Source organism: Geobacter sp. 60473 (assembly GCF_036323535.1).
GTDB classification, from domain to species: domain Bacteria; phylum Desulfobacterota; class Desulfuromonadia; order Geobacterales; family Geobacteraceae; genus Geobacter; species Geobacter sulfurreducens.
On sequence record NZ_AP028967.1, the window covers coordinates 888579 to 906734 of the forward strand.

The window sequence follows — 18156 nt, forward strand, 5'->3', positions numbered from 1 at the left end:
CCCTTCAACTCTTCGGCAGATAGGCCGGGGTGTTGTGCGGCGCGGCCCGGACGTACTGGGCGGGCCAGGGGGACGGATGCCCCAGTTCCCGGGCCGCCCTGAGGGGCCAGTAGGGGTCGCGGAGCAGTTCCCGCGCCAGCAGCACCAGGTCGGCCTGGCCGGAACGGATGATGTGGTCCGCCTGGGCCGGGGCCGTGATCAGGCCGACCGACCCGGTTTTGCCGCCGGTCTCCCGCCGGATCCGCTCGGCGAACCTGGTCTGGTAGCCGGCGCCCAGGGGGATCCGGGCATGGGGGGCGCTGCCGCCGGACGAGCAGTCGATCAGATCGACTCCCAGCGGCAGGAGCCGGCGCACCAGTTCCACCGACTGCTCGATGTCCCAGCCCCCTTCGACCCAGTCGGTGGCCGAGATCCTGACCCAGAGCGGCAGGTGCTCGGGCCAGACTTCCCTGACCGCGGTAACGACGGTCCGGAGCAGCCGGGTGCGGTTTTCGAAGCTGCCGCCGTACTGGTCGGTGCGCTGGTTGCTGAGGGGCGAGAGGAACTGGTGCAGCAGGTAGCCGTGGGCCGCGTGGATCTCGGCGATCTGGAACCCGGCCAGCAGGGAGCGGCGGGCCGCGTCCACGAAGGCCGCCGTGATGGCGTCGATCTCCCCGGTGCTCAGTTCCTGCGGTACGATGCACCCCTCGTCAAAGGGGATGGGGCTGGGGGCCACGATGGGCCAGCCTCCTTCGGCCCCGGACAGGGTGGCGGTCCGCTGTTCCCACGGGGCCGGGGTGCTCGCCTTGCGGCCGGCATGGGCCAGTTGGATGCCGGCGGTGCTGCCGCGCTGGGTGATGAAGTGGACGATGCGGGCCAGGAATTCGATGTGCTCGTCGCGCCAGATGCCGAGGTCCCGGGGACTGATCCGCCCCTGGGGGGTGACGGCGGCGGCCTCGGTCAGCACCAGGCCGGCGCCGCCGGCCGCGCGGCTGCCCAGGTGGACCAGGTGCCAGTCGTTGGCAAAGCCGTCCTCGCTGGAATACATGCACATGGGGGAGACGGCGATGCGGTTGGGCAGGGTCAGGCTGCGTATGGTCAAGGGTTCGAAGAGATGTGACATGGCGTGCCTCCTTGGCTGGTGGTTCACGGGTCCGGTACCCTGGTTACAGCATAGCACCGAATTCGCCGTTGCGAACCGGGGCGCGTGTCCCGGCCGGAATGGCGCTACTCCAGCACCCGGAAGACCGCCGCGAAATCCTCGTCCGCGTGGCCGGCGGCGCGGGCGCGCTTGAAGCTCTCGTTGGCCGTGGCCGCGCCGTGGAGTGGCTGGCCGAGCCGGTCGCCCAGCTCGACGGCCAGGCGCAGGTCCTTCTGCATATGCTTGAGGGGGAAGCTGGCCGGGAACTCGCCGCTCAGGAGCAGTTGCCCCTTGCCCTTGAACATGGGATTGGCCATTGCCCCGGCATCGAGCACCTCCAGCAGTTGGCCGCCGTCGAGGCCGCATTTCCGCCCCAGGGCCATTCCCTCGCCCAGGGCCGTCATCATCTGGCCCATGATCATGTTGACCACCAGCTTCATCCGCGCCCCTTGGCCCACCTCGCCCAGGTGGAGGCACTTCTTGCCCAGTGCGGCAAAGGCCGGCCCGGCTTCGTCGAAGAGGCTCTGGTCGCCCGCGGCCAGGATGATCAGGGTGCCGTCCTCGGCCGGCTTTTTGGTGCCCGAGACCGGGGCTTCCAGGAACCGTCCCCCGCGTGCGGTCACTGCCGCGCCGATGGCGGTGCTGGTTTCGTCGTCCACCGTGGACATGTCGATGTAGCCGCGGCCGCCGCCGATCCCCTCCAGCACCCCGTTGGGCCCGAAGCAGACCTCCTTCGCCGCGGCCGGGTCGGCCAGCATGGCAATGGTGATGTCGCAGGCGACGCACACCTCTGCGGGGCTTGACGCCTGCCGGGCGCCCAGGGCGCCCAGGGCGACCAGGGGGGCGCACTTGGCGGGATTGCGGTTCCAGACGGTAACGTCGAATCCAGCCCGCACCAGGTTGGCCGCCATGGGGCCTCCCATGATGCCGAGCCCGAGAAAACCGTATGTTGTCATCTGCTGCTCCTTTCCGATCCTGATTGTTCATGGTGGCTGCTGAGTATGAGGATAGTCCCGACCCGCGTCGAGTTCAAGAGCGGTTCCTGCCGACGTGTTGCCCGATTCTGCCGGCGGCCGGGAACTATCACGGTTTCCGGCTGAAATTTGCTACGTTACTTCGGCAGGGCGGAGTTCTCGTTGTGGCTGCCGGGAGGTGCAACCATGGACAGCAGGACGGTGGAAATGATGCAGCGGGAGCACTTGGCCGGGGTTACCGGGACGCTGCGGTGACGGAAGGGGGTGTCCCCTCGCTGCCGGAGGGGCAGGGGGACAGGGGGAAGGGTGTTGCAACCGGGACAACTGCACGGGACTGCCCGGCGGATGCGGGACGGGAGTGCCGCCGCATCCGCCGGGTCACTACGATCATGCAATCCTGAAGTTCCCCACCACGTTCTCGAGCTGATGGGCTTGCTGTGAAAGCTGGGCAGCGGCGGCGGAAACCTCTTCGGCGCCCCGGGCGGTCTGCTGGACCACGTCGGAGATCTGCTGAATGTTGGAGGTGATCTCGCCGGTGGTGGCGGTCTGCTCTTCGGCGGCTGTGGCGATCTGGTTGATCTGCATGGTCACGTCGTTTATCCTGTCCAGGATCTCGGCCAGAGCCTGGCCCGACTTGTGGGAGGTGACAGAGCCTTTTTCAACTTCCCCGACCCCTTCTTCCATGGCCTGGACGGCGGTTTTGGTCTCGTTCTGGATGGCCTTGATCATGCCGCTGATCTCTTTGGTGGCCTTGGTGGTGCGCTCGGCCAGGGCCCTGACCTCATCGGCCACCACGGCGAAGCCGCGCCCCTGATCGCCGGCCCGGGCCGCCTCGATGGCGGCGTTCAGGGCCAGCAGGTTGGTCTGGTCGGCGATGTCCTCGATGGTGCCGATGATCTCGCCGATCTGCTCGGAGCGCCGGCCCAGGGCATCAACGGTGCCGGCGGTCTGCTTGACCCGATCGGCGATGACCACCATCCCGTTGTTGGTTTCCTGGACGACGGCGGAGCCATTGGACGCGGTGACGCTGGTCTCCCGGGAACTCTCCGCGACCAGGGTGCAGTTCTGGGCGATGTCCCGGCTGGTGGACGACATCTCTTCGCTGGCCGTGGCCACGGCCCCCACCTGGCAGGCGACCTCTTCGGAGCCGGTGGCGATCTGCTCGGAGGTGGCATGGAGCTGGTCGGAGGCGGAGGCGATACCGTGGGAGATGGTGATGGCCTCGGCGATCAGGTGCCGCAGGCTGGTTACCATGTGCCCCATGGCTGCCATCAGTTGTGCCGTTTCGTCCTTGCCGGCTGCCTCGACCTCCACGGTCAGGTCGCCGGCGGCAAGCCGGTTGGCGACCTCGACACCTTCGGCCAGGGGGCCGGTGATGGAGCGGGTGATCAGCAGGCCGGCAGCACCGGCGATCACCACTCCCAGAATGATCGCCACCAGGGAGATGGTATGGCTTATCCGGTACAGACCGTTGCTGTTGTCGTATTCTTCTTTGGCAACTTTCAACTGGTCATCCACCAGGCCGCTGAACTTAGCCGATACCGGGTCGATGGCGGGGTAGAGCTCCGAAGCCGCAAATGTTGCCAAAGCGTCGGCATCTTCAGCACGCATGATCGAGGAGAGCCGCTCCAGCGCGGCATCGGCCGCTTTCATCAACGGCTTGATCTCTTCAATGTGTCCCCTTTCTTCGGCGACCAGGTTTGTGGACAGATACGTTTTCCACTGGTCAGCAATGGCCTTTTTCGCCTCGTCGATTATTGTGCGCCCGTCAGCCCAGGACATAGTGCTGCTACGCACCTTGTGCGATGTATCCACGATGTTTACCGCATACATGTCCGCGATGACCTTCAGGTCATGAAGGTGGACAACACGATCCTTGTAAACCCTTTCCAGTCCGCTGTTGGCAAGCCTCGCGCTGTTGAGCCCCAGGGCGCCGATAACGATTAACAAGACCGACATGAAGCCTATCAATCCATACAAGCGGGCTCCGATGCTTAGATTTGTCAATTTCACGTTTGACCTCCTGCGGGTTGGTGTTTTGATACTTATCGACCGTAAACACTCTTGCTTTAGATAATTTGAATGCAAATTTTCGCTGTTGTAACAAAAAGACAATAAAGATGGGGCAATGGAGTTGATGGTGTAGCTGGTTGAAACGGTAATATTCTGCCGGAGGTGTCCTGCTTGAGTCTGATGGCTGACGATCATGAATTTGCGTCGAGACTGCATGCAATACTTGTCCGGATAGAGACGTGACAGGCGGGATGCGATAGTTGTCGCTGTTATGGGGAAAAACACGCACGAGGATGCTTACACCATGGATCGATCATCACGCAACAGGCTGACGGAGCGGCAGCTTCACCACTTTACCGGGGAGACCCTGTTCGACGGCATTGCCCGGGCGGTCTGCCGTGCGGGCTGCCTGCCGCGCAAGGAGCTGTACGAGGCATGGGAGGTGGCGCGGCGGGTGCGGCGGCGCTTCCGGGGCGGGCGGGTGGTGGACCTGGCCTGCGGCCATGGTCTGCTGGCCAGGCTCATGCTGGTGCTGGACGACAGTTCACCCGAAGCCCTGGCCGTGGACCGGCGTGTCCCGCCGAGCGCCACGGCACTGGCCGCGGCCCTGGAGGTGGAGTGGCCGCGCCTGCGGGGGCGCGTCCGGTTGCTGGAGGCGGATCTGGCGGAGGTGGAACTGGGCCGGGACGATCTGGTCGTCTCGGCCCATGCCTGCGGAGGGCTGACGGACCTGGTGCTGGCGCGGGCGGTGGCTGCCGGGGCGCGGGTGGCGGTGCTTCCCTGCTGCCACGATCTGGCCGGGGCCGACCTGGCCGGGCTTCAGGGGTGGCTGGACGGGCCCCTGGCCATGGACGTGCTGCGCGCGACCGGCCTGCGGGCGCGGGGCTACCGCGTCTTTACCCAACAGATACCGGGGGATATCTCGCCCAAAAACCGGTTGCTGCTGGCCGAGCCGGCCTCGTTCAGTCCCTGCCGATGACCGAGCCCCAGGTTTGCCCCTCCAGGAAGCTCCCGGCAACGTTGGCTTCCATCTCCCTGAACCGGGCGAAGGGGATGGTGAAGGTCAGCTTGTCGCTCGCGCCCTGGCTCTTCAGGTAGTTGCGGGCAGAGATGTCGGTCAGGCCGATCAGGCAGCGGGGCGCGGAGGATTGGGCCTCCCGGTACGACATGATTCCCACCACCTGGCAGGCGGCCAGGTACGGGACCGCCACGTTCTCGAAGCCGGGGCGGTCGTAGTTGGCCAGGATCGCCAGGGCGGAGAGCTGGTCCGGGGTGACCAGGAAGGTGACCGAGACCGGGGACTCCCGCTCCGGGTCCACCAGGGACAGGGGCTTCATCACCACGTAGGGGGCGGGGACCTCGGTGATGGGCGCTGCGGCCACGAACTTTTCCACCAGTTCCGGGGATTTCTTGTAGCGTTCGCCGTGCAGGAAATGCTCGACGAATTCGCTGCGGGCTCCGGCGTTCTTCATGGCCTCTGCCATGGCACTGCCGGCCGGGTCCGAGGCGTTGCCGGTGGAGAGGAAGCGGCAAAAGCCGGGGATGCCGCCGGGAAACGACTCGTAGGCATTGCCGAAGCCCAGGCCGACCCCGCCGCCGACGCAGCCATAGGTCTCCCGGTCGAAGACGCCGGTCTTGCCCCGGCTGGCCGCGGCCAGGAGGAACATGACGCACCCCCAGCTCCCCTTGGCGAACTGCCCGGCGCCTTCCGGCTTCTCGTCGGCAAAGAGCACTGCCACCGGTTCCGTTTCCAGTCTAATGGCCTTCCCAATCGCGCTTTCCATTGATCCTCCCGGCCCCGGGCGGCCCGGGGCGATTAGTTGTTCAATCTATATCGGCAGCATTCAACTGCCGGCTTCAGATTCCATCAGCCGTTCAGCAGTCGCGAAACACGGCGGGGCGCTTCTCCAGAAAGGCGCTCATACCTTCCTTCTGGTCCGCCGTGGAGAAGCTGTGGGCAAAGAGCTCGGCCTCGTAGGCGCAGGCCTTGGTCAGCTCCATATGCAGGCCGTTGTTTACCGCTTCCTTGCAGAGTCCCACGGCAACCATGCCCTTGGCGGCAATGGCGCGGGCCAGCCTCCTGGCCTCCTCCGGCAGTTCTTCCTGGGTCACCACCCGGTTCACCAGTCCGATGCGGTGGGCCTCGCGGGCATCGATCATCTCGCCGGTAAGGATCATCTCCAGGGCCCGCCCTTTGCCCACCAGCCGGGGAAGCCGCTGGGTGCCCCCGAAGCCGGGGATGATGCCGATGTTGATCTCCGGTTGGCCGAATTTCGCGTTCTCCGAGGCGAGCCGGATGTCGCAGGCCATGGCCAGCTCGCACCCGCCGCCTAGGGCGTAGCCGTTGACCGCCGCGATGAAGGGCTTGGGTGACCGTTCGATGTCGGCGTAGATCAGGTGGGCCTGACGGGCCAGGTCCCGCGCCTGGGCCGGGGTCATGTCACGCATGGCGGCGATGTCGGCGCCCGCCATGAAGGCCTTGGTCCCCGCGCCGGTCAGGATCGCGGCCCGGACCTCGGGGGTGCCGTTCACCCGCCGGACCGCCTCGGCCAGCTCGTCCAGGGTTGCGGGAGTCATGGCGTTCATGGCGGCAGGCCTGTTGATCGTGATGACGGCGATTCCTTCGCTGATTTCCAGCAGCAGATGGTATCCGTTCATGGTTTCCTCCCGGTAATCGTCGTGGTGGTCCGGCTGTCAAAGGCTCAGCACATTCAACCCGATGCCGCGCCGGGCGGATGGATTCCCGCAGCGTCGTCTATCGTTGACGGATGATGTTTCAATTAGACCTTGAGTCTTCAAATAATCAAGGCCTTTCTCCCATTGCTGCTGCAGGGCAGGAGTATCCTGTCTGGTCCAGTCGGGGGCCTGACCATGGCAGGCGTGTGTGCAGAGCGGCCTGTGCGGCTTTACACGGACCTTTTTGAGGGGACTGCGATGGATGGCACTAACCTGAGCATCATGTATTCTCTGTTGACATTTTAGACTAATTAGTCTAATTAGGCTTATATGTCTAATTATCGGCGGGGAGCCATGAAGACCAGGGAACGCATTCTCGAAGCAGCGCTGGAGCTGTTCAACCGACAGGGTTACTCCGCGGTGTCAACCCATCACATCGCCGCGGCCTGCGGGATCAGTCCCGGTAACCTCTACTACCATTTCCGCAACAAGGAAGACATCGTCCGGGCACTTTTCAGCCAGGCCCTTGACTTCGTTGGCAGCGGTACCGAAGACGCAGCCCGGCCCGACGAAGCCGACCCCTCGGGACTCGAACGGGCTCTGGCGTTCCTCAGTGAGCTGAACTGGCACTACAGCTTCCTGAAGCGAGATCTCCCGATAATCCTGCTGAATGATCCCCTATTGCGCGAGCGGTTTCATGCTGTGCACCGCGAACAACTCTCATCCATCCGGACAGATCTGGAGCAGTCCATGGTGGGAGGGGTCATCAGGGCGTTTACGGAGCCAGATATCGTGCGCCTGAGCAGGATACTCTGGCTGGTGGCCCTGTTCTGGCCCACCTTCCTGGATGTGGGCGGCGAGGAGTATTCTCGCGAGAACCTCAACGAGGGCGCCGAACTGATTCGCCTGCTGTACGGCCTGCTCCTGACGGATCGAGGGAAACAGGTCATGGGAGGGGAGACAGCATGAAAATCGGTCTTCAGACGTGGGGCAGCGAAGGGGATGTGCGACCGTTCGTCGCCTTGGCGGCCGGGCTGGTCAGGGCCGGTCACCATGTTACGCTGGTCGTGACCGACGACCCGGCGAGGGATTACTCGGCACAGGCAGAGCAATACGGATTTTCCCTGAGGATGGTGCCCAATACCGCCATTGCCGACCCGGCAGAACTGGATGTCCTGAGACAGTCGATCATTGCGGCGGGAAATCCCCTGCGCCAGGCGGAGATGATCATGACTCACGGCTTTGATCCGGTCATGGAACGTATGTATGCGGCTTCCCGGGAGCTGTGCGCCGCCAGTGAACTGGTGATCGGCCATTTTTTCGTTTTCCCCCTGCGGGTGGCGGCCGAGCGGGCTGGGGTCCCGGTCGCTTCGGTCAATCTGGTGCACAACTGCATCCCCTCGGCCCAGGTTTGCCCGCCGGGACTGCCGGACCTGGGCCGCTGGTTCTACCCTCTGGGATGGAAGCTGGCACGGGCTGTGATCAACCGCATCTTCCTTCCGCGGGTCAATGCCCTGCGCCTGCGCGAGGGGCTTGTGCCCGACCGCGACGTGATGGGGCAGACCTGGGCCGCCGAGCGGCTCAACCTGATCGCTGTCAGCAGGAGATTCTGTTCACCCCCGTCGGACTGGGACCGTCGCCATCGGGTCTGCGGGTTCCTGTCCTTCGCGGATGACGGGGCCGGGGAGCCGTTTCCTCCAGGGCTTGATGATTTTCTGGCCGTCGGGCCAGCTCCCGTTTACTTCACTTTCGGCAGCATGATGTCGCACAACATGGAGCGGATTCGGGAGACTGCTGCCCTCTGGCGCCAAGCCGTCATGCTGGCTGGGTGCCGCGCCGTGTTCCAGCTTCCCTGTGACGATCCGTCGGAATTCGACGATGGCAGCCGGATATTTGCCGTCAGGCGCTCCCCCTACGCCCAGGTGTTTCCGTGCTGCGCCGCGGTCGTCCATCACGGGGGAGCGGGCACCACCCAGTCAAGTCTCCGTGCCGGCGTGCCGTCGGTAGTTGTGGCGCATATGGCGGACCAGACGTTTTGGGGCTCGGAATTGCGCCGCCTGGGGGTGGCGGGGCGGACTCTCGGGCGCAACGGCCTGTCGGCGCGAGCCCTTGCCACCGAAATCGGGACGGTGCTCGCAACCCCGGCCATGGCCGACACCGCGGCAGCCATCGGCAGGGAGATCGCATCGGAGGATGGTGTGGGCTTAGCTGTCAGGCTGATCGAGGAAACCTTTGCCAATGAAAGCCATGCCGCTTGCCTTTGGCAACACGAACCTTCTGTCCGTAATCCCCATTAGTGTAATATTTGTCTTGACGTGCTCCGCTTCGACAACTATGATGATATTCACTTTCAGTTGAGGGTGGTCCATGAAGCGGGCAAAAAAGCAGATCTTCCATGATTACATCGCCAAGCACGGGCTCAAGTCGACTCGCCAGCGGGATATCATTCTTGATACCTTCCTCTCAACCGGCCGCCACCTGAGCATCGAGGAGCTGTACCTCAAGCTCAGGGCAAAGCACCCGAACATCGGCTACGCCACGGTCTACCGCACCCTCAAGCTGTTCGCGGAATCGGGCATCGCCCGGGAGATGCAGTTCGGTGACGGCCAGACCCGCTACGAGCACGTGACCGAAGGTGAGCACCACGACCACCTGGTCTGTACCGGGTGCGGCGCCATCATCGAGTTCGAGAACGAGGCCATCGAGAAGTTGCAGGACGATGTGGCCGCGGCCCACGACTTCGTCATCACCACCCATAAGCTTGAGCTGTACGGTCTCTGCGCCGCCTGTCGCAAATAGGGCTGATCGTGCCGCGCCGTCCGACGGCCCGGCACTTTTCCCGCGGCGATGTCTGAAAGTGATTTTCACTAGCATAAGAGGCTCATGCACAACGGCATGAGGAGGCCGGGATGCACGGCGCAAGCGAGCGAGGACGTGAGGCGTACTCGTTGGTACGTTGAGCTTTTGAGCGAGCGGCAACAGCGCAGCCCGGGCCCGCAGCAGTTGTGCAAGGGCCTCAACTATTCATGAGGAGTTTGATACATGGGAATGTTCGAGCGGAAGCGCTCTCTCCCCGCCGATGGCACTCCGGCCGGCGCCGTCACCAGGAAAGTGGCCCTGGTGGGAAACCCCAACGTGGGGAAAAGCGTCCTGTTCAATGCCCTGACCGGGGCCTATGTGGCGGTTTCCAACTATCCGGGAACTTCGGTGGAGGTTTCCCGGGGGTCCGCCTCCTTCGAAGGTGGCTCCTGGGAGATCATCGACACCCCCGGCATGTACTCGATCCTGCCGATTACCGAAGAGGAGCGGGTTGCCCGTGAGATTCTCCTGACCGAGCGCCCCGACGTGGTGCTCCACGTGCTCGACGCCCGAAACCTGGAGCGGATGCTGGTCATGACCCTCCAGCTGGTGGAGGCGGGACTGCCGGTGATCCTGGTGGTGAACATCATGGACGAGGCCGAGCGGATGGGACTTGAGATCGACATCCCGCTCCTGCAGGAGAAGCTGGGCATTCCGGTTATCGGCGCCGCCACGGCCAAGAAGCGGGGGCTGCCCGAGATCAGGAAGGCCATCGCCTCCTGCGATGCCGCGCACCACGCCAGTTTCGGCTACAGCCGCCGCCTGGAAGGGGACATCGCCGAGATCGCCGGGCTGCTCAGCGGGGAGTACACCCTTTCCGGCAAATCTCTGGCGCTGCTGCTGCTCCAGCGGGACGAGGAGATCGCTGCTCTGGTGGCCGGCAAGGAGGGGGACCGGGCCGGGGCAATTGCTGAGAAGGTGAGGGAGAAGACCTTCGAGCGCCGGGAATCCTTTCACCTGGACCTGTCCCTGGAGCGCAAGGGGATCGTCAAGGGACTCCTGGCCGGCGTGCTCAGGACCCCGGAAAAGCGCCGTATCACTCCGGGCGAGCGGCTTTCGTCCTGGGCGGTGCATCCTCTGACCGGCGTGCCGCTGCTGCTGGCGGTGCTCTACTATGGCCTCTACCAGTTCGTGGGGGTCTTCGGGGCCGGCACCCTGGTGGATTTCCTGGAAGGGACCCTGTTTGAGGAGTACTTCAACCCCTGGATCATAGGGGTCGTCAACGGCATCGTGCCGTGGGAGATCATCCGGGAGCTGATCGTGGGCGAGTACGGGGTCATCACCCTGGGGCTGCGCTACGCCGTGGGGATCATCCTTCCCATCGTGGCCACCTTTTTCCTGTTCTTCTCGATGCTGGAGGACAGTGGCTACTTTCCGCGCCTGGCCCTCCTGGTGGACCGGATCTTCAAGAAGTTCGGCCTCACCGGCCGGGCGGTGATCCCCATGGTGCTCGGCTTCGGCTGTGACACCATGGCCACCATGGTCACCCGTACCCTGGAAACCACCCGCGAGCGGATCATCGCCACGGTGCTCCTGGCCCTGGCCATCCCCTGTTCGGCCCAGCTGGGGGTCATCATGGCGCTTCTCTCCCAGGCTCCGGGGGCGCTGCTGGTCTGGAGCGTCTGTCTCCTGCTGATCTTCCTGGTGGTGGGGTTCCTGTCGGCGAAAGTGATGCCCGGCGAAACTCCCATGTTCTACATGGAACTGCCCCCCATGCGACTGCCCCAGCTCTCCAACGTCATGACCAAGACCTACACCCGCATGCAATGGTACTTCATGGAGATCCTGCCGCTCTTCATCCTGGCATCGGTGTTGCTCTGGCTGGGCAAGATCACCAACTTCTTCGACAAGCTCGTCAACTGGATGGAGCCGGTCATGGCCTTCATCGGCCTTCCCCGCGACGCGGCCGTGGCCTTCATCTTCGGGTTCTTCCGCCGCGACTACGGTGCCGCCGGCCTCTACGACCTCCAGACCAAGGGGCTCATGGACCCGCGCCAGCTGGTGGTGGCGGCCGTGACCCTCACCCTGTTCGTCCCCTGTGTCGCCCAGTTCCTCATGATGAAGAAGGAGCGGGGACTCAAATCGGCCACTCTCATCGCCCTGTTCGTCTCCGTGGTGGCCGTCGGCTCGGGCTGGGCGCTCAACCGCTTCATCCTTTTCACGGGGATCCTGTGATCCGCTGCGGCTATTGCGCTCACGAATTCGCCGAGGAGGATGGAATCCGCTCCTGCGGCAAATGCGGCAAGCCGGGGGGGTGCCGGATGGTGCGCTGCCCCAAGTGCTTTTACGAGAATCCGCCTGAAGCCAAGGCGCCGAAGACGCTCAGGAAAGTGATAGACTTGCTGAAGAAATAACCGGTCCAACCATACATGCAAAGGAGCACCCATATGAAGTTGTCCGACAAGGCAGAAGAAATCCTCGAAGCCCTCTGGATCGCCTGCGAGGAGGAGGGGAAGAGCTATCTGGAGATGGAGGAAATCAAAGTTCCCGCAGCCGATCCGGCTTACGGCGAACTGACCTCGCTCGCCTTCATCGAGGTCAGGGAGGCACGGGTCTACCTCCGCTCCGAGGGAAAGGACGAAGGGAAGCGGACCGTCCGGCGGCACCGTCTTGCCGAGCGGCTCATGATGGACGTACTCAACATCCGGGGCGACCATGCCGAGGACAAGGCGTGCGAGTTCGAGCACCTGCTCCATGAAGGGGTCGACGCCAAGGTCTGCACCATGCTCAACCATCCCGCCACCTGTCCCCACGGCAAGCCGATCCCTCCAGGCGAGTGCTGCGACGAGGCCCGCAGGAGCGGCGACCTGGGGGTGGTCCCCCTCACTGAGCTCAAGGCCGGCGAGCAGGGCGAAATCGCCTACCTGGCCACCGGCGACGACATCAAGATGCGCAAGCTCATGGCCATGGGGGTCCTGCCGGGCAACAACATCGTGCTCATGCAGGTCTTCCCGTCGTACATCTTCCGGGTGGGGTACTCAGAGTTCGCCATCGACTCCAACCTGGCGCGGGAGATCTTCGTGAGGAAGTAGGAGCAGACCCGCAACACGCTGAAGATACATCCCTTGAGCAGTACCAGACCGCCCGTGTCGGAGCCATCCGACCGGGCGGTTTTTTTGTGCGTGCGCGGCCAGGCGGCGCACACTAAGGAAAAATACGTGAGAGATCAAGGAATTTCCTGAATTGACGGTATCGGGAAGTAACGATATGAAGGATAGTTCATGGTGAAAGACGCACAAAGATGCATCTTCCGGGAGGCACGCATGCACACAGGCGGTGACATGACATGAAAAATCACCATCTCCAGGCAGCGATCGATGTGGAAACCACCGGGCTTTTCCCGGGATATGGCGACAGGGTCGTCGAAGTGGCTGCCGTCCTTGTGGACGAGGGACAAATCGTCTCGGAATTCAGCAGCCTGATCAGGGTAACAAAGGCGATCCCCCGCCACGTATCCATGATTCACGGCATCACCAACGACATGCTCGCCGACCAGCCGCTGCCGGAAGAGGTCTACCCGGCTCTCGGGGATTTCATCGGCACGGCCCTGCTCGTGGCCCACAACGCCCGGTTCGATCTGGCATTCCTGCGGCACGAGTTCGGCCGGTTGGGATTGTCGCTGAACAGCCGGTCCGCCTGCACCCTGGAACTGGCCCGGCGCAGACTGCCGGAACTGACCGACCACCGACTGGAAACCGTCTACCAGCACCTGTTCGGAGCCGTCCCCGAAGGGACCAGGTGCCACCGGGCGCTCGACGATGCGCGGCTCACGGCGCGGGTGTGGGGGGAGTTGGGGGGTGGGAAGGCTATGAAAAGTGGTGCTCTGCGGTAGTTGTGACTTGATTTGTCATAATGACATGATACTAACTGAACGCGATGATGGTGGCTTGCTTGGTTGCGTTGGAGGGGGAAATGGAAAGTCTTACTGTCCCGGAGTATGTTTGGTATTGGGGGAAGGCTGAGAAGGATGCAGGCGGTTACCATCTCTTGCCGTACCATTGCCTCGACGTCGCGGCGGTGGCCGCAGTCTGGTGGGATGCGAGTCCGACTATCCGGCGCAGCTTCTCCTATCACGCCAGTTGCTCCGAGTTACAGATCCGCGCCTGGCTGCTCTTCTTTGTCGCATTGCACGATTACGGCAAATTCGATCTGCGCTTCCAACTGAAGGTCAGGGAGGTGTGGGAGAAGCTGCATCCGTTGGCAGGTCAGGGGGCAAGCCTGCCTTCGCAATTTGACATCAACCAATACCAGCACGGCGAGAGCGGCCTCTTCTGGTTCAAGAAAGATTTTTTCGCCTTAAACGGATGCGAGCCCACTGCTGATTCACTTTTTATCGACGATGAACCGCTCCAGTGGTCGAACTGGAAACCGTGGGTCGAAGCGGTGACGGGTCATCATGGCCATGTGAAACAGGCGGAATATGCAAGTGATGCGTCTCTTTCTGTTTCGGTCGACGGCAGATTCGCCGAGATCGATCAAACAGCCCGGAAAGAGTGGCTAAAAGCATTGGAGCAACTTTTCCTGCGACCGGCCGGTCTTTCCCTCGATAACGCTCCGCCTCCTCCATCGCCGCTACTGGCCGGATTCTGTTCCGTGTCAGACTGGCTGGCTTCCCGTTGCGACGACACCAATTTCTCCTTCCATCAGTCACCGCTGTCAATCTCGGACTATTTCACACAAAAATTCTCACAGGACGCTCCTGCCATCCTTGCTTTCTCCGGGCTTAACGGCACAGCCAAGAGCTACGGTGGCATATCCGACCTTCTCCCTGCCATCGCAACGCCTCGTCCACTGCAAACCAAGGTCGATCAGTTACCGCTTCAGGACGGTTTGACCATCATTGAAGCACCGACCGGATCAGGCAAGACCGAAGCTGCCCTTGCCCATGCCTGGCGGTTGCTGGCTACCGGGCAAGCCGATTCGATCATCTTCGCGCTCCCCACGCAGGCCACTGCCAACGCCATGCTGGGCCGACTTGAATCGCTGGCTGAACGTATTTTTACCAACAGCCCGAACCTCTTACTGGCCCATGGCAATGCCCGGTTCAACCGGACCTTCACGGACCTCAAGCGCAGAGGGTATAGCGACGTCGCCGACCCGGACGGCTGGACACAATGTGGGGAATGGCTGGCGGAGAGTCGCAAGCGGGTTTTTCTCGGACAGATCGGAGTCTGCACCATCGATCAGGTCCTGATTTCCGTATTGCCGGTCAAACATCGCTTCGTGCGTGGCCTTGGGGTGGGACGAAGCGTGCTGATCGTGGATGAGGTGCATGCCTACGACGCCTACATGTACGGCCTGCTTGAAGAAGTCTTGCGTCAGCAGCGCCAGTGCGGCGGCTCGGCCATCCTGTTATCGGCCACCCTGCCCGCAACGCTGAAGCAACAACTCGCAGCGGCCTGGGGAGACCAACGCACCGAATGCAACCCATCGGCAGCCTATCCGTTGTTGACTTGGCTCGGAAATGTGGATTTCCCGCCTATTTCGTTGGCTCGCCATGAAACGCCAAAACCGGTCACGGTTGAAATTGAAGCCCTGCGGCTTGAGGGAATGGAACCAGACCAGACCTTGCTCGCTCGCCTTGTCAGGGCTGCAGAGAGTGGCGCGCAGGTTGCGGTGATCTGCAATATGGTCAACGATGCCCAGAGAATCGCCGCTGCCCTGAGAGAGATGACATCCGCTCCGGTCGGCCTCTTTCATGCGCGTTACCGCTTCAAGGATCGGCAAATCAGAGAAAACGAGGTCATCGACTGTTTCGGTCCCAGCGGCAAACGCGAACAGGGACGCATTCTGGTTGCCACTCAAGTTGTCGAGCAATCTCTCGATCTGGATTTCGATTGGCTGGTCACCCAGTTGTGCCCGGTCGACCTCCTCTTTCAGCGCATGGGGAGACTGCATCGTCATCCACGCGCATCGCGACCTGCTGGGTATGACAAGCCAGTCTGCACTATCCTTCTCCCGTGCGAATGCAATTACGGCTACACCGGGAAAATCTATGCGGATACCCGAGTGCTTTGGCGCACCGAACAGTTGTTGACTTCCGCATCCGCCGGTCAGGTTACGTTCCCGGCTGCCTATCGGGAATGGATCGAGAGTGCCTATCAAGAGAAGTCTTGGGGTACAGAGCCAGATTTGGTGATTGCAGGGTTCGAGAAGTTCAAGGACAAAACCTGGAGTAAGACTTATAGCGCCAAGGAGATGATTCGGAAGGCATTTGAAATCACCCCCTTTTCGGATTCAGATGAAAATGTCACCGCCGTTACCCGTGACGATGAAATGGGGCTGACGGTGATCCCGGTCATCGATTCGCCAAAGGGGCGGCGCTTCCTCGATGGTGGATTGCTTGGTGATCTGGATGAATTCCGCAGGGCAGAGGAGTTGGCTCTCAACAGTATCAATGTCCCTGCGCGCTGGAGTGGTTGGCTGAAAGCGTTGTGCGAAATTGACGAGGAAAGACGTTACTGGCTCACCATGACGGAACAAGGAGAGGGGTGCTATGTGCGTGAAGGGGAAAAGGTTGCTTTCAGGTATCACTGCGATACCGGACTGGAGAGGGTGAAATGAATCTGCTGACCGAAGCATGGATACCTGTGCGGCCATTACCGGCCGGTGCGGCGTGCAAACTCACGTTGCGGCAACTGTTATGCGAGGACGGCCGATGGGAGCTGTGCCTACCGCGCGACGACATGGAACTGGCAGCCCTGCAATTGCTGATCTGCATGACGCAGGTTTTCTTTCCGCCGCAGAGCACTGCCGCGTTGAAACAGCGGATAGTTGCTCCGTTATCGTTGGATGAGTTTGAGAGCGGTTGTGCGCCCTATCGCGAGTGGTTCCGGCTCGATCATCCCGACTTTCCGTTCATGCAGGTGCGCAACGTCAGCGCCAAGGACCCGACTCCCATGGATAAGTTGCTGGCGGGACTGACGGGAGCGACAAATAGTTGCTTTGTGAACGAACCGGGGCTGGGCGCCTGTTTGTGCGGTGGCTGCGCGGCCATCGCCCTGTTCAACCAGTCATCCAATGCGCCGAGTTTCGGTGGCGGGTTCAAGGGGAGTCTGCGCGGTGGAGCGCCGGTGACAACTCTGGTGCAAGGTGAACATTTGAGGCAAACCGTCTGGCTCAATGTCTTGAGTGAAGAGCGTCTGACACAAATTATCCCGTGGCATCACGCAACACGCAGTCAGCAACCGACCTGGGTTGCACCGATCAAGGCGGGTGAGACGATTCCATCGCAGACCATCGGCATGCTGCGTGGGCTCTTCTGGCAGCCGGGACACCTTGAACTGATGCCGCCGCAAGGAGAGCAAACCTGCATCTGTTGCGGTTTTGTTGAGAAGCAGGTTTATACGGGGTTCAACAAGGCAAAGTTCAACTACACCATCGACGGACTCTGGCCTCACCCCCACGGCCCCCGTATCAGTTCGGTGAAGAAGGGAGAGCGGGAAGAAAAATTTGTCTCCTTTACCACCGCAGCCCCGGCTTGGACCCAGTTGAGCCGGTTTGTCGTGCAGCGGCAAATGACCAACAGTAAAGAGGAAGGGCAGGAACCGGCCGCGGTGGTGCGGCAGGCGCAGGGACTACTTAATAAGTTACGCCTGACAGTCGGCGGCTACCGCAACAATCAGGCATCGATTCTTGAACGGCGCCACGAACTGATTTTTCTCAATGACGGCTGGAGCGGGCATACAGAGGTGGTGCATGCGCTGGTCGGACAGGCGGTCGGGTATCGCGATGCACTGAATAAGTCGCTTTTTGTATTTTCTTCGGGCTTCAAAGAGATCAAGGGAGCCGGTGTTAAGGTTCATGAATTGGCTAAGGAGCAATTCTACCGCCGTAGTGAAGATACGGTTCTCGATACCTTGGCACGCATCGACTTTGAACAAGCAGCCCAGGCATTGCTGGCAATGGGGGATAAGCTCCACAGTATTGTCGTTGAACTTTTCAACGAATCGGTCGCACCCTACCGCAACGATCCGGAATTAATCCGTACCACAGCCGTGGCGCGTAAGACACTGTACAAGCATTTAAATGCACTCAAACCACAACGGGATGGAAGGAGGGACGATGGAACGAACGCATGATTTCATGGGCCTCTATCAGGCATGGGAGCGGCTGGCTCCGGGCCCGAGAGCCGAGTTGCGCCGAGTCGAACGCCCGGACGATCTACTGGAAGTGCCGGCTTTTTATCGGCTCTTCAGCGGTCGGGGAACCACGGAGTGGGAAAAGGGAGCCTACCAGAGACTGATCTTCTGCCTGCCGTGCATCAAACACAGCGGCGAGAATATCAGCCTGGGCAGAGCGTTGGCCAAGGGGAGGGGCGTTGGCGAAAAACGTCTTTTTCAGGTTGTGCGCAGCAGCGAGCCCAACGACATGATCCAGTTACGCCGGATTCTGCGTATGGCCGAACCGACCGTGAACTGGGATCTGGCGGCGCGACAACTCTGGTACTGGAATGACCGGAGCAAGCGCGACCTGCTCGAAGATTACTTCCTCAATCACTCGAACTGATTTCAA

The 18156-nt window shown here is 61.9% G+C and carries 15 protein-coding genes; 10 read left to right on the plus strand and 5 right to left on the minus strand.

The genetic code is table 11. From position 1 onward, the window contains the following. Nucleotides 1-4: 4 nt before the first annotated feature. From AABA48_RS03985 to AABA48_RS03995, 3 genes are all read right to left on the minus strand, one after another. The gene (locus AABA48_RS03985; RefSeq protein ID WP_338271141.1) at nucleotides 5-1102 is read right to left on the minus strand and encodes an NADH:flavin oxidoreductase/NADH oxidase; all 1098 of its coding nucleotides are present in this window, start codon (nucleotides 1100-1102) and stop codon (nucleotides 5-7) included. 104 nt (nucleotides 1103-1206) lie between these two features. Beyond that, nucleotides 1207-2076 carry an NAD(P)-dependent oxidoreductase gene (locus tag AABA48_RS03990; RefSeq protein WP_286349971.1) on the minus strand — a complete coding sequence of 290 codons (870 nt, stop codon included), beginning with the start codon at nucleotides 2074-2076 and terminating at the stop codon, nucleotides 1207-1209. Between the two features lie 405 nt (nucleotides 2077-2481). Continuing rightward, nucleotides 2482-4053 carry a methyl-accepting chemotaxis protein gene (locus AABA48_RS03995; RefSeq protein ID WP_338271142.1) on the minus strand — a complete coding sequence of 524 codons (1572 nt, stop codon included), beginning with the start codon at nucleotides 4051-4053 and terminating at the stop codon, nucleotides 2482-2484. Nucleotides 4054-4411: 358 nt separating this feature from the next. Between AABA48_RS03995 and AABA48_RS04000 the strand changes: the two genes are divergently transcribed. Next, on the plus strand, nucleotides 4412-5086 hold the full coding sequence (locus tag AABA48_RS04000) for a methyltransferase (RefSeq protein ID WP_286349968.1): 675 nt from the start codon (nucleotides 4412-4414) through the stop codon (nucleotides 5084-5086). On the opposite strand, the gene AABA48_RS04005 is transcribed toward AABA48_RS04000, so the two are convergent. Together AABA48_RS04005 and AABA48_RS04010 are read right to left on the minus strand one after the other, a co-directional pair. Then, nucleotides 5070-5891 carry a DUF169 domain-containing protein gene (locus AABA48_RS04005; RefSeq protein WP_338271143.1) on the minus strand — a complete coding sequence of 274 codons (822 nt, stop codon included), beginning with the start codon at nucleotides 5889-5891 and terminating at the stop codon, nucleotides 5070-5072. The genes AABA48_RS04000 and AABA48_RS04005 overlap by 17 nt on opposite strands. Nucleotides 5892-5982: 91 nt before the next feature. Beyond that, on the minus strand, nucleotides 5983-6765 hold the full coding sequence (locus AABA48_RS04010; protein ID WP_338271144.1) for an enoyl-CoA hydratase-related protein: 783 nt from the start codon (nucleotides 6763-6765) through the stop codon (nucleotides 5983-5985). Nucleotides 6766-7137: 372 nt separating this feature from the next. Between AABA48_RS04010 and AABA48_RS04015 the strand changes: the two genes are divergently transcribed. The 9 genes from AABA48_RS04015 (at nucleotide 7138) to casB (ending at nucleotide 18150) form a co-directional block, all read left to right on the plus strand. Beyond that, nucleotides 7138-7752 carry a TetR/AcrR family transcriptional regulator gene (locus tag AABA48_RS04015; RefSeq protein ID WP_338271145.1) on the plus strand — a complete coding sequence of 205 codons (615 nt, stop codon included), beginning with the start codon at nucleotides 7138-7140 and terminating at the stop codon, nucleotides 7750-7752. Beyond that, the gene (locus AABA48_RS04020) at nucleotides 7749-9080 is read left to right on the plus strand and encodes a glycosyltransferase (RefSeq protein WP_338271146.1); all 1332 of its coding nucleotides are present in this window, start codon (nucleotides 7749-7751) and stop codon (nucleotides 9078-9080) included. The genes AABA48_RS04015 and AABA48_RS04020 overlap by 4 nt, the downstream gene beginning before the upstream one ends. A 70-nt stretch (nucleotides 9081-9150) precedes the next feature. After that, complete coding sequence (locus AABA48_RS04025) at nucleotides 9151-9582, plus strand: Fur family transcriptional regulator (protein ID WP_286349964.1); 432 nt, start codon at nucleotides 9151-9153, stop codon at nucleotides 9580-9582. 243 nt (nucleotides 9583-9825) lie between these two features. Further along, nucleotides 9826-11817 (plus strand): ferrous iron transport protein B, encoded by a 1992-nt coding sequence (gene feoB, locus AABA48_RS04030; protein ID WP_286349963.1) that lies wholly within the window; start codon nucleotides 9826-9828, stop codon nucleotides 11815-11817. A gap of 212 nt (nucleotides 11818-12029) precedes the next feature. Further along, a complete protein-coding gene (locus AABA48_RS04040; RefSeq protein WP_338271147.1) occupies nucleotides 12030-12674 on the plus strand; it encodes a metal-dependent transcriptional regulator in 645 nt (214 codons plus the stop codon). 254 nt (nucleotides 12675-12928) lie between these two features. Beyond that, nucleotides 12929-13474 (plus strand): 3'-5' exonuclease, encoded by a 546-nt coding sequence (locus AABA48_RS04045; RefSeq protein WP_010942032.1) that lies wholly within the window; start codon nucleotides 12929-12931, stop codon nucleotides 13472-13474. Between the two features lie 80 nt (nucleotides 13475-13554). Further along, nucleotides 13555-16206 carry a CRISPR-associated helicase/endonuclease Cas3 gene (gene cas3, locus AABA48_RS04050; RefSeq protein WP_338271148.1) on the plus strand — a complete coding sequence of 884 codons (2652 nt, stop codon included), beginning with the start codon at nucleotides 13555-13557 and terminating at the stop codon, nucleotides 16204-16206. Next, a complete protein-coding gene (gene casA, locus AABA48_RS04055; protein WP_338271149.1) occupies nucleotides 16203-17723 on the plus strand; it encodes a type I-E CRISPR-associated protein Cse1/CasA in 1521 nt (506 codons plus the stop codon). The genes cas3 and casA overlap by 4 nt, the downstream gene beginning before the upstream one ends. Beyond that, the gene (casB, locus tag AABA48_RS04060) at nucleotides 17707-18150 is read left to right on the plus strand and encodes a type I-E CRISPR-associated protein Cse2/CasB (RefSeq protein ID WP_010942035.1); all 444 of its coding nucleotides are present in this window, start codon (nucleotides 17707-17709) and stop codon (nucleotides 18148-18150) included. The genes casA and casB overlap by 17 nt, the downstream gene beginning before the upstream one ends. Nucleotides 18151-18156 lie beyond the last annotated feature (6 nt).